Origin of the sequence: Devosia sp. (assembly GCF_039927955.1) — a bacterium.
In the GTDB taxonomy this organism is placed as follows: domain Bacteria; phylum Pseudomonadota; class Alphaproteobacteria; order Rhizobiales; family Devosiaceae; genus Devosia.
Genome location: NZ_JBDSUA010000033.1, coordinates 1 through 10,997 on the forward strand (window position 1 = coordinate 1; position 10,997 = coordinate 10,997).

Annotated in this window: 10 protein-coding genes; 1 reads left to right on the top strand and 9 read right to left on the bottom strand. The window is 60.9% G+C overall.

Annotated features, from left to right (window positions below; all coding sequences use genetic code 11):
* Window positions 1-262, top strand: a 262-nt coding sequence (locus ABIT12_RS09795; protein WP_348041337.1) for an NAD(P)H-binding protein, incomplete at its 5' end; no start/stop codon positions are given.
* An 845-nt stretch (window positions 263-1,107) separates the two neighbouring features.
* Here the strand turns inward: ABIT12_RS09795 and ABIT12_RS09800 are convergent.
* The 9 genes from ABIT12_RS09800 to ABIT12_RS09840 form a co-directional block, all read right to left on the bottom strand.
* Window positions 1,108-2,136 (bottom strand): ABC transporter permease, encoded by a 1,029-nt coding sequence (locus tag ABIT12_RS09800; RefSeq protein WP_348041339.1) that lies wholly within the window; start codon window positions 2,134-2,136, stop codon window positions 1,108-1,110.
* Window positions 2,133-3,131, bottom strand: coding sequence for an ABC transporter permease (locus tag ABIT12_RS09805; protein WP_348041355.1), 999 nt, complete (start codon window positions 3,129-3,131; stop codon window positions 2,133-2,135). The genes ABIT12_RS09800 and ABIT12_RS09805 overlap by 4 nt, the downstream gene beginning before the upstream one ends.
* A gap of 7 nt (window positions 3,132-3,138) precedes the next feature.
* Window positions 3,139-4,650 carry a sugar ABC transporter ATP-binding protein gene (locus ABIT12_RS09810; protein ID WP_348041341.1) on the bottom strand — a complete coding sequence of 504 codons (1,512 nt, stop codon included), beginning with the start codon at window positions 4,648-4,650 and terminating at the stop codon, window positions 3,139-3,141.
* A gap of 74 nt (window positions 4,651-4,724) precedes the next feature.
* A complete protein-coding gene (locus ABIT12_RS09815) occupies window positions 4,725-5,717 on the bottom strand; it encodes a substrate-binding domain-containing protein (protein ID WP_348041343.1) in 993 nt (330 codons plus the stop codon).
* A gap of 349 nt (window positions 5,718-6,066) precedes the next feature.
* Window positions 6,067-6,834 carry an SDR family NAD(P)-dependent oxidoreductase gene (locus ABIT12_RS09820; protein ID WP_348041345.1) on the bottom strand — a complete coding sequence of 256 codons (768 nt, stop codon included), beginning with the start codon at window positions 6,832-6,834 and terminating at the stop codon, window positions 6,067-6,069.
* A 219-nt stretch (window positions 6,835-7,053) separates the two neighbouring features.
* Entirely contained in the window at window positions 7,054-8,073 is a 1,020-nt protein-coding gene (locus ABIT12_RS09825; RefSeq protein WP_348041347.1) for a substrate-binding domain-containing protein, read from the bottom strand.
* Window positions 8,074-8,429: 356 nt separating this feature from the next.
* Window positions 8,430-8,738, bottom strand: a complete 309-nt coding sequence (locus tag ABIT12_RS09830) for a hypothetical protein (RefSeq protein WP_348041349.1) — start codon at window positions 8,736-8,738, stop codon at window positions 8,430-8,432.
* Between the two features lie 93 nt (window positions 8,739-8,831).
* Window positions 8,832-10,610 (bottom strand): chloride channel protein, encoded by a 1,779-nt coding sequence (locus ABIT12_RS09835; RefSeq protein ID WP_348041351.1) that lies wholly within the window; start codon window positions 10,608-10,610, stop codon window positions 8,832-8,834.
* Window positions 10,611-10,767: 157 nt separating this feature from the next.
* Window positions 10,768-10,997: metalloregulator ArsR/SmtB family transcription factor (locus tag ABIT12_RS09840; protein ID WP_348041353.1), on the bottom strand; the 230-nt coding region annotated here is incomplete at its 5' end.

A 10,997-nucleotide genomic window follows, 5' to 3' on the forward strand; every position in this document is an offset into this window, starting at 1 on the left:
GCTGATCTTCCCGCTGCTGCTGCGCAAGGTTTATGCCGACAAGAACCGGCAGGAAGCCATTGTCAGGGAAAGCGACCTCGACTGGGTTCTCGTCCGCCCCACCATCCTCAATGACAAGCCGGGACGTGGCTCCGTCCGCGCCCTCGAAGAGCTGTCGCGCTTCCACGGCGGGACTATATCGCGCGAAGACGTGGCCAGCTTTGTCCTGGAGCAGGCTCAGGCAACAACTTGGCTGCGGCGCTCGCCATTGATCACCTGGTGACTGAGGCTATTGCAGCCCGGTGGCCCATATCTTTCAAAGACCCCGCCGGCAGCTTTAAGGAAACTCGGCTTTGGCTGTGAACGACGGCAATGGGGCCGGTAGCGGTCTGGCCGGTTTCTGGTGATGATCTATCAGAAGCGGACATCGGCGCGGGCGTGTTGACGGCTCAATTGGGCCCGAAAGCGGACATCATAACGGGAGGCTCGGGACGTGGCCTCCCTCAACGGGGATTAGTCATCAAACCCCGACGAGCTCGACAGCCCGCGGTGTGCCTCGATCTGCTGCTATAGCGTTCTGACTCTTTGCTCTGTGGTGTAGATGGCACCGGCCAGAATGGCTGGGAGTTTGCTTTGTTGGTCCCGGGTCCTGGCGCACTCTCCAATTTGGCCGGATTCACCGCCCTGCGTCTCGTTCGCACTGGTGGCGTACGCGCTGGATTCGGTCGGACCACATGCGGAGCTTTTGCAACTGCAACAGGGCCTCGAAGGGAAGGACATCGGCTCAAGACCGAGATCAAGGGTGAGATCGAAATTGGCGGACCCCATCTAGCGCGGACCCTGATCGAGCTTGGCCTGATCGATGAATCCCGAGGTGCTTGGCAAGGATACGCTTTACTTCGCTGCCGCGCGCCTACCTTGTCGGCGAGCAGTGAACAGATCGACGACAACGTGATGAGCCTTGGCTACGTCCCGGCCTGCCTGCTTGCGGGACTGCGTAGCACACTCCGACAGCTGCAATACTGCGTGCCGAGGTCGTCAGCGTTCCAACCGCCCGCTTCCCTGTTGCCAAAGGATGAGATCGGCGTTGGCATTTTGGTCCAGCGTCGCTTCGATCCCTGCGCAGCTCTAATCCCTAGTGATGCGCAGGAAATGTAGCCGAGCGGCGCACCAGCGCAGCACCATGACGCCGATCAGCAGAAAACCCCACAGCGCAGTGGCGAGATGCTGGCTGGCACCGAGCAAATTGAGGCCGGATGACAATAATTGCAGAATGATCAGGGCCAGAAATACCGAAACGACGCGACCAAAGCCACCGAACGGGTTTACGCCGCCCAAAAAGCAGGCCAGCACGGTGATCAGCACATAGGACTCACCATGGCCGACGCGGACCGAATTGAAGCGCGCCATCATGATGATACCGGCCACGGCGCACATTGTCCCAGAGAGCGCATAGATCAGCACTATGGTGCGGCGGGTTGGAATGCCGGAATAGCGCGCTGCTTCGATATTGGAGCCGACCATGTAATTGGCAAATCCCAGTCGGGTGCGCGTCATCAGCACATGCCAGAGAGCGACTGCGACCAGCAGGATCAACAAGGGAACGGGAAATCCCCATAGGCTGCCGTGGCCAAGCGGTTGAATGAATTCGGGAAAACCGGAAATATCAGCGCCCCGGGTGAGAAATTCGCCCAGCCCTCGCAGAAAAATCATCATCGAGAGCGAGACGAGAATGGGATGGGCGCCGGTATAGGCGATCACTGGACCCATCACCAGACCGGCGGTTGTGCCCACACCCAGCGCCAATATCGAGCCAACAATGAAGGCGAAAACGCTAGCGTCGGGTCCACCATTGGCCTGCAAAACCCAGGCTAACGTTAACCCACACAGGTTTGCCGTGAAGGTCACGGACAAGTTGATGCCGCCCGAAATGACCGGCATCAGCATGGCCAGAGTCAGCAGGCCGAGTTCTGGCAATTGGAAGGCCACCGAGTCGAAGGTCGCCATCGACAGGAAGCGCGGCGACAGCGAGCCGAACAGCACCAGCACGCCGACGAGCGCGAGCAGGAGGCCGATATTTTCGGCGCCCAGGGCTGCGGTAATGCGGCGAAACCAGTTGCGCCGGGTCGGCGCGGCCTTGATCGAGGGGGCGGTCATGCGCGGCTCCGTTGCCGGAGGCCGGCGATGATTTTGGCGAGCGGCGCATTGGACAGCGTGATGGCAAGGAGGATCACGGCGCCGATGATCATCTTGAACGCATAGGGTGAAATGCCAAGCAGGTTGAGGCCGTTTTGCGTCACCGAAACCAGCAACACGCCCAGAATGCACCCAAGCACCGTGCCGCGCCCGCCGCCCAGCCGCGCGCCCCCCAACACCACCGCCGCCAGCACATCGAGTTCGCGCCCGATCAGTGCATTGGGCACCACTTCCTGAGCGTAATGCACCTGCACCAGCCCGGCGATCCCGGCCATCAGGCCGAGCCAGCCAAAGGCGATGAACTGCATGGCGGCAATATTGATCCCGAGGCGTCTGGCCCCCTCAGGATTATCGCCAAAGGCATAGAGCTGACGCCCGGTGGTCGAATGACGGATCAGCAGCCAGGTTGCCAGCACGCAGACGGCCATGACGGCCACCGGCAAGGTGAGTTCGGCCCAACTGCCATTGGCCTGCTGATACTCGAACAACACCATACGATGGGTCCACCATTCGGGCAGGTTGTAGATCGACACGCCGCGGGTGAAGAACATCAACAGCCCGAAATAGACATTGAAGGTGGCGATGGTGACGACGATGGAGATGATGCGGAAATAGTGAATCAGCGCGGCGTTGACAGCGCCGAGCCCAATGCCCGCCACCGCAGCAACCGACAGGCCAATCACCCAGTTACCACCACCGATATGCATCAGGGCGATCGCCACTACGTACTGTACCACCGACGCCGCCACCGCGAACGAAATGTCGATGCCGCCCGCAATCAGCACTACCAGCAGGCCAACTGCAAAGATCAGGTTGGTCGAACTGGTATTGAGCAGGTTGAACAGGTTGGCGAGGGTGAAAAACTGGTCGCTGACCAGCGACAGCACGAGGCAAATCGACAACAGGATGATGACCAGCCAGGTTTCGGTTGAGTGTGAGCGCAGCAAACGCGGGATGCGGAGGCTAGGCATAAACGGCGGCCTCCAGGTCATGCAGCGAAATGGTGCGTGGATCGTATTGAGCGATGATGCGACCGCCAGCCATGTGCAGCACGCTGTCGGCATTAAAATAGACTTCGGGCACCTCGTCGGAAATCAGCAGGATCGCCAGCCCTTCGGCGGCGAGTTTTTCCACAATCTCAAAAATGCCGGCCCGAGCGCCCACATCGACGCCTACCGTGGGCGAATCCAAGATGATCAGCTTGAGGCCCACGGCCAGCCATTTGGCGATGGCGACGCGTTGTTGGTTGCCGCCGGACAGCGTTGAAATCGCGTCGGTTGGCTGGCCGAGCTTGATGGCAAGTTCCTCGATCCAGCGCGCCACCAACAGCTGTTTCTTGCGCGACGAGATCAGCCCGCGCGTCAGGATGCGATCGAGCACCGGCATCACCGTATTGTCGGCAATGGATTGCGGCTGGATCAGGCCCAGCGACAGCCGGTCTTCCGAGAGATAGCCAATGCCGGCGCGGATGGCGTCGCGGTTGGAGCGCAGGTCCAGTACCGCGCCATCGAGCTTGATGGTGCCGCGATCGGGCCGCAGCATGCCAAAAATCGAGAGCGCCAGTTCAGTCCGCCCGGCTCCGAGCAAGCCGGTCAGTCCGACGGTTTCGCCGCGGCGAATGGTCAGCGACACGTCCTGATAGTCGTCTTCCCGGCTCAGGCCCGCCACTTCAAGAACGGCTGGTGCTCCCGGCAGATCCCGGGCCCGAACCGATTGGTCGAAGGTTTTGCCGGTCATCAGTTCGGTCAGGTGGGACTGCGTCATGCCCTCGGTGGAATAGACGCCCACCAGCTTGCCATCGCGCAGCACCGTAACGCGGCTGGAAATATCCAGGACTTCCGCCAGCCGGTGGCTGACAAAGACAATGGCGATCCCCTGCGCCGACAGGGTGCGGACGATTTCGAGCAGCCGATCGGTCTCCGACTGGGTCAGCGATGAGGTTGGCTCGTCCATGAAGATGACCTTGGCGTCGCCGGCCAATGCCCTGGCGATAGCCACCAATTGGCGCTGGGCGATGGCAAAACTGCGCAGCGGCGCGTCGACATCGAAATCAGCGCCAAGCCGGGCCAGCAATGTTTGGGCAGCGCCGCGCATCGCCCGATGATTTACCCGGCGCGGCAATCCGCCGAGCACGGCGCGAATGCCGATATTCTCGGCCACGGTCATTTCCGGAAACAGCGCCAAATCCTGCCAGATCACTTCGATGCCGGCTGCACGCGCTGCGGCGGGCGAAACCGTCTCCACCGGCCGACCGGCATAGGCGATCCGCGCGCCGGCAAGCGGCTGGTACACGCCGGTAATGACCTTGATCAACGTGCTCTTGCCGCTGCCATTCTCGCCGGCAAGGCATTGCACCTCACCGGGCAAGACTTCAAAACTGACATTGTGCAACGCCCGGACGCCGCCAAAGGTAACGCTGACAGTGTCGAGCGACAAAACCGGCACGGGTTCGGCCGGCTGCATGGCCATAATCATTGAGCCGCCCTCATGGGTAATACCGGACGGCGCGCCAGCAGCGGGAGCCCGCTGGCGCGCCGTCGGTTCGAGCCTTAGAGACCCAAGGCCGCCAGGCTGTCGACCGTATCGACGGTGATCGGCTGCAACGCATCGACGATGATATTGCCGCTGTCGAAGTCCGGGTGGACGACGCCGAGACCATCAATGGTCATTCCGTCGGTGACCTTGCCGCCGCCCGCCAGATAGTCGGCGAGAACGACAAAGACCTTGCCTGCTTCAAGCGGGTTCCACATATAGCCGCCATCTATGATGCCGGCCTTGAGCAATGCACTGCCCTGACCCGGCGAGAACGAGCCGACCAGCGAAACCTTGTCGCCAAGGCGCTGTTCTTCGAGGGCGCGGCCTGCACCGATCGGGCCCTGGCTGCCAAAGGTCAGGAAACCACCCAGATCAGGGTTGGCCGCCAAAACGTCGAGTGCGGTCTTGCGGCTGTCATCGGCGCTTTCCGCCACGCCATAGCGGTCGCCCACCATGGTCATTTCCGGAAAATTGGCCTTGAGATAGGCAATGGCAAAATCGGCCCACTGGTTATGCAGCGGCACGGTGAGCGAGCCGACATAGACGACGTATTTGCCCTTGCCGCCCATCTTTTCGGCCAGCAGCTTGGCGTGGGCTTCACCATAACCCTTGGCCGAGGCCATTTCGAAATCCCAATCGGCATTGGCCTGATCGGGCGATTCATGGGTTATGACGATAATGCCGGCGTCGCGGGCCTTTTTCAGCACCGGCTCCAGCACGGTCGCGTCGTTCGGCACCACGCCGATCACATTGACGCCCTGGGCGATCAGATCTTCGATCGCCCGAACCTGTAGGGCCGGATCGGCACTGGTCGGCCCGATCATGAAGCCGGTATCGCCCAGTTCGGCTGACTTCTCGGTGATCCCGGTTTCCATCGCATTGAACCATGGAATGCCACCGATCTTGACCACTACGCCGACTTTGACATCCTTGGCTATCGCCACATTCAATGCCGAAAGCGACAGGGCCAGGCCCAACATCGCCACGACGAGAGTTTTCTTGATCATGCGCTACTCCTCCATTTCGCAAACGTGATCCGAATATTTGCAGCCACCAGCATCCGCACAGTTACGCGCAGCGCCGGTTCTCCCTCGACCACCTCTCGAAGCGGAAAGACAAGACAATATCGTCCGTTCGCCAGCACATGCCGGAGATCGGTCCCGTTCGAATTTATTAAAGGTGCTCCATCCTCCTCAGGATGCTGCTACTAAATCCCGCACCACCCGCGCCGTCAAGTTGCTAAATGGATTTAGCATCCACTTTTCCACGATCGTCCCGCAAACATATATTAGCTAATAAGTATAAATGCTTAGCGACCAAAGCCTTGGGTTTTGTGCGCAAACATTGGCGTTTTGGCTATCGCGTGGTGTAGCCCCCGTCCACGACAAGGATTTCGCCGGTAATGTAACTGGCCGCCGGTGAGCACAAAAACAGCGCTGCGCTGGCGACTTCTTCGGGCTGGCCGACGCGCCCCATCGGCGTCTGGTTGCGCCAGATCGGGAACCAGTCCGGATTGGCGATGCCGCCGCGCGACATGTCGGTTTCGATATAGCCCGGCGCGATGGCGTTGACCCGGATGTTTTCCGCCGCCACTTCGCTGGCCAGGCTCTTGGTCATCATGTGAACCGCGGCTTTGGAGCTGTTATAGGCCACCTGGTTCTGCGGGATGTTTGAGACGATGCCCGAAATCGAGCCGATGTTGAGGATGGTGCCGCCGCCACTGCGGCGCAGTTCCGGCAGCGCGGCGCGGCAGACGCGAAACACCGCGTCGACATTCAGGCTCATGATCCGCCGCCAGCGCTCGTCATCGAAGTCGCCGCTGTCGCCATGAATGGCGATGCCGGCATTGTTGACCAGAATATCCAGCTTGCCGGTCCGGGCGATCGTTTCCGCGACCAGCCTGTCGGCGGCGCCCATATCGTCGGCCAGATCGGCGGCGACAAAATCCACTTTATGTCCCGCATCCGAAAGACTGTCGGCAGCCTCCTCCCCGAGCGTGCGGCCACTGAGCACAAGGCGCGCACCGGCCTCGGCGAAGGCATGGGCAATGGCCAGCCCAATGCCCCGCGTGCCGCCGGTAATCAGCGCGACCCTGCCGTCGAGGCGAAATTTTTTCAACGTCATTCTGGCTTCCTCTCCCTCGGCATCCGTGTGCGGAGTGCCTGTGTTCATGGGCAGTTTCAACTATGAGCGGTATCAAGATGTCAATTGCTAAATGGATTTAGCAATTGAACTGTTCGCACTTGGCCGTGCGGGTCGCTGGATTTATGGGGAATTTCAGAGGGTTCGCGGTGGTAAAAAACCACACGGCTTTGCATGGGTATCCCACTGCCAACGGCTCGTTCAGATAGTATTGCCAATGCTGGTGGGGATCAGGATCAGCGGGTTGTGGTTGGCGCGATAACCGTCGAGCAGCGTGAACCCGGCGCTGATCATGGCATCGACATCCTGACGCACCATGGTCAAATCGAACCGCAAGTGAGCAGCAAACGGATCCCAGTCAAAGCCCCCCACGATGGTGGAATCGAGCGTGTTGGCTGGCAAATTGGCAGTGAATTTCAGGAGCCCTTCCAACGCGGTGATGCCATTGGCAAACAGCCCCGCCGGCAGCTGTCCAAACTTGGCGTGCCGCTCTGACAGAGCCAGGGCACCGGCTTCAGGTGTATAGCCATTGCAGTCGAACATGTCGGCCGTCACCGCAATACCAGCCGCCTCCAGCGCCTCGGTAAAACCGGCCACGCGATCGCTGGTATTGGCGTCGTTGTCGACGCCTCCGAAGAAAAACCAGTCATCGAGCGGACGCTTTTCGGCCCTGAGCTTATCAATGATGATTTCGGTCAACTGCCGCGCCCCGGCCCTGTTATCGGAGACCACAGAGGGTGCGTCCGGGCCAGGCAGATCGATATTGATGCAGCACACATTGGCGGCGCGGCACATGGCATTCAGCGGCGCCGGATCTCGCACACCAGCAATGAACAAAAACTCGATCTGCTGCGCCAGCAGAGCCTCGGTCACCTTGGCCTCGTTGACTGGATTGCGCTGGGTGCTGACCACGATCGGACATAGCCCCAGTGCGCGGGCCTCTGCCTCGAATTTTTCGGCGAGGCCCGCAAAGAACCAGTTGCGGTATTGGGGTAGGATCATCCCGGCCAGCCCTGATCGCGATAGGCGCAAGCCCCGCGCTTTCAGATTGACTGCGTAGCCGACCTTTTCCGCTACCTGGAGGATACGTTCGGCCGTATCGGGCTTAATGCGATGATTGGCCCAACGGCCGTTGAGCACCAAGCTGACCGTCGACGGCGCAGCATTGCTGGCCTTGGCAATGTCATAAATGGTTGGCTTGCTCTTGCGAGGCTCGTCCACCCTACTCGTCCCCTCGTTGCGTCACGGCTGTGTCCGGACGCGCGTCCGGCGCATGTCTATTGGCGGAAAACTGGTGCAAAATCCATCGCCTTGCAGCAAATCGCGCTGCTCGTGGACGATCTGTCTGCCCGGCCAATAGAAGCGCTATCCGTCCTGCTCTCATGGCACGACGTATTGATTACGCCTCAGCCCCTGCATCTAATCCAGTTTGAAGTAGGCTCTGGCCCCTGAGGCCCGCAAGCTTGCCAGCAGCTTGAGCTGATCGATCAAGGGGGCAACGGCCGCTGGTCGGGCTGGCTGGGGTTGCGATCCATGGTCGCTAGACTGCGGTGCCGACGATGCGGCGGCGGGCGACTTTACCGGCGACGCGGCTGCATCATCGGCCCGCTGTAAATCTTATAGTCGGCCTGCATGTGGCGGCTCAGGCTCCATCGCTCCGGCAACGGCATCGGCCTGTCTGGCATCTGCATAGCCGGTCCATAGCGATTGGGTCCGTCGCTGCCCTGGCTAGGACAAGGCCTAAAAACGGTATCCAGCCGATCACCGGTATGTAGATCAGCCAGTACAGCCAACCGGCCGCAGCCATCACCAAACAGCGCGAAAGGATCAAACGCCAGACCATCCAGCATCGGCGCTTGCAGCACCGCAATTTCGCCGCTTAACATCAACCCCAGGACGAGGCCGACGCTCCACTAATCCGCGACCGAACCTGGGCCAAATGATCTGACGGCGGACACTTCTGATCAAAGTGGAGGCGTCTAGGTCTCTCCCGTAAGGTCCTGCCTGGATTTGTCGAGTTCCTCGGCATAACGCCGCAACAGGTGGGCCTCGGTCAGCAAACCGACCACGGTGTGGTCATTCTCGCTCTGGACGACTGCTAATTCTTCGCTGTGGGATTGCTCGAACCGGGCTGCGGCCTGCTCAGCAGACTGTCCGGGGACCAGAACGAAATCGGTAAACTTGAGGAGACTGTCGATGTGCAGAGCGGCTGCGTCAGGGCTGCCAACCCGCCGTGCATAGGCGTCCGCGACCAGAACAATTCCGGCATATCGGCCCGCCGCATCGATGGCCACGACGCGCTCGGTCGACCCCAGCGGATAGGCGTCCCGGAACGCCTCGATTGTCGTTCCCGCCTGAACCGTCTTGATGTCGGGCCGCATCATCGATCGGACGGTCAGGTTCCGCAGACGGCCCACGTCGTGAGCGCTGCGAATGGTTTCGCCACGCAGATGCAGGCGCCAGGTCGAGAACGAAAAGCCGAAGGTTTCGCGCACCAGCACGGACGCAGCGATCGAGGCAGCAAGCACCGCGGCGCTGATCGCCAGATCACCAGTCACCTCGAGAACGAGGAACGTCATGGTCATGGGGCCACCGACCACACCCACCGCCATTGACGCCATGCCCACCAGCGAGGCCAGGGTTGGGTCCAGAGCCAGCGGCAGGCCAAGAGCTGCAATGGCGAGCGCGACCGCCCTGCCCATGAGCGCACCCAGAAACAGCGACGCGAAGAAAAGACCGCCTCGAAAGCCGGAGCCAATTGAGATAGCCGAAGCCAGAAGCTTGAGCGCGAACAGTGCTGCAAGACCAATCAGAGCGGTGTCGGAAGCCAGCTGGAGATCGAGTGCCCCGTGCCCGGACGACAATGCCTGGGGCGTCACTAGCGCAATCCCGCCAACGATCAGTCCACCGATCACTGGACGCATCGCTGAAGGCAGTCCTGTCGATGCAAACCCGCGTTCGACAAGGACAACCAGCCGCATGACGGCAACGGCGGCCCCACCACCCAGCACGCCCAGCAAGACAAAGGGAACGGCATCCCAAGGGCCAAGCTGCGGGATGACGCCCATGTGGATACTCGTCTGCGCCGCGCCTAATACCGTCGCCGTCAGGCTGGCGGCCAACGCTGCAACCATGATCGGGCCAAGCAGGGCGATCGAGTAGACGCCGATGATCAGCTCAAAACCGTAGAATGCGCCGGTCAGCGGCGCGCCAAAAGCGGCGGCAATTGCACCAGCCGCACCACAGCCAACCAGGGTGCGGATCTCATTTCTGCGCAGGCCAGAAAGTGTGGCCAGGCGTGACCCGATGCTCGCGGCCAGCTGAGTGTAGCCCGCTTCAAGACCAACGGAGGCACCAAAGCCACTCGAAATCATCGTCTGGCCGGCCACCAGCAGGCTTTCCCGGGTGGACATCCGGCCACCGTGAACGGCATTGGCCTCGATGGGATCGACAGGCGGGCGGGTCCGAAATCGGCGGGACAACACCACACTGAGCGCCATCAGGATGCCACCGGCAACCGGAACCAGCGCCAGCCAAGGCGTCGCCAGGGTCGTCTGCGCGCTCAGCCTGCCGCCGTCCGCAAGACCGAACAGCAGCATATGCAGGTGTTGGGTCACCCAAGTCATGGCGGTCACCACAAGCCCGGCGGCGATGCCGACCAATGCTGCCAGCGCCAGAATTACGAGGCCGCGATAGCGACCTGCCAGACCGATGGAGCGCAACGTTGGAGCGGCGACTTTTCCAGTGGCTTCAGTCATGGGCGCAGCGGGGGTGGAATTGGCATTGGCACACTTTAAACAAGGATAGGCGTCGACAGGATGACACGCTCGGCGGTATCGACCTAGATGCAGCGACGAACCGAAGCCTAGTAATCGCGATAGGCCCAAGCGAACCGCTCAGTCACCCGCATCTCGCTCATTCGGCACAATAAATTCCATAGAGCGTTGTCAGCACCTGCTTCACCGCGTCCGAGGCGATGCTGTAGTGGACCTGCTGACCATCACGCCGGGTTTTGACGAAGTCCCAGGCCCTGAGCTTTGAGAGGTGCTGCGAGAGGGGCGATTGTCCGAGCCCCACCCGCTCGCCGAGTTCGGTCACATTCATCTCGCGCTCCAGCAGGTTGCACAGGATCAGCAGCCGCTTGG

Excerpts from the sequence above, each read along its gene's own strand:
- ABIT12_RS09800 (WP_348041339.1), bottom strand. The coding sequence starts at position 2,136 with ATGACCGCCCCCTCGATCAAGGCCGCGCCGACCCGGCGCAACTGGTTT.
- ABIT12_RS09815 (WP_348041343.1), bottom strand. The coding sequence starts at position 5,717 with ATGATCAAGAAAACTCTCGTCGTGGCGATGTTGGGCCTGGCCCTGTCG.
- ABIT12_RS09835 (WP_348041351.1), bottom strand. The coding sequence starts at position 10,610 with ATGACTGAAGCCACTGGAAAAGTCGCCGCTCCAACGTTGCGCTCCATC.
- ABIT12_RS09820 (WP_348041345.1), bottom strand. The coding sequence starts at position 6,834 with ATGACGTTGAAAAAATTTCGCCTCGACGGCAGGGTCGCGCTGATTACC.
- ABIT12_RS09810 (WP_348041341.1), bottom strand. The coding sequence starts at position 4,650 with ATGATTATGGCCATGCAGCCGGCCGAACCCGTGCCGGTTTTGTCGCTC.
- ABIT12_RS09830 (WP_348041349.1), bottom strand. The coding sequence starts at position 8,738 with ATGTTAAGCGGCGAAATTGCGGTGCTGCAAGCGCCGATGCTGGATGGT.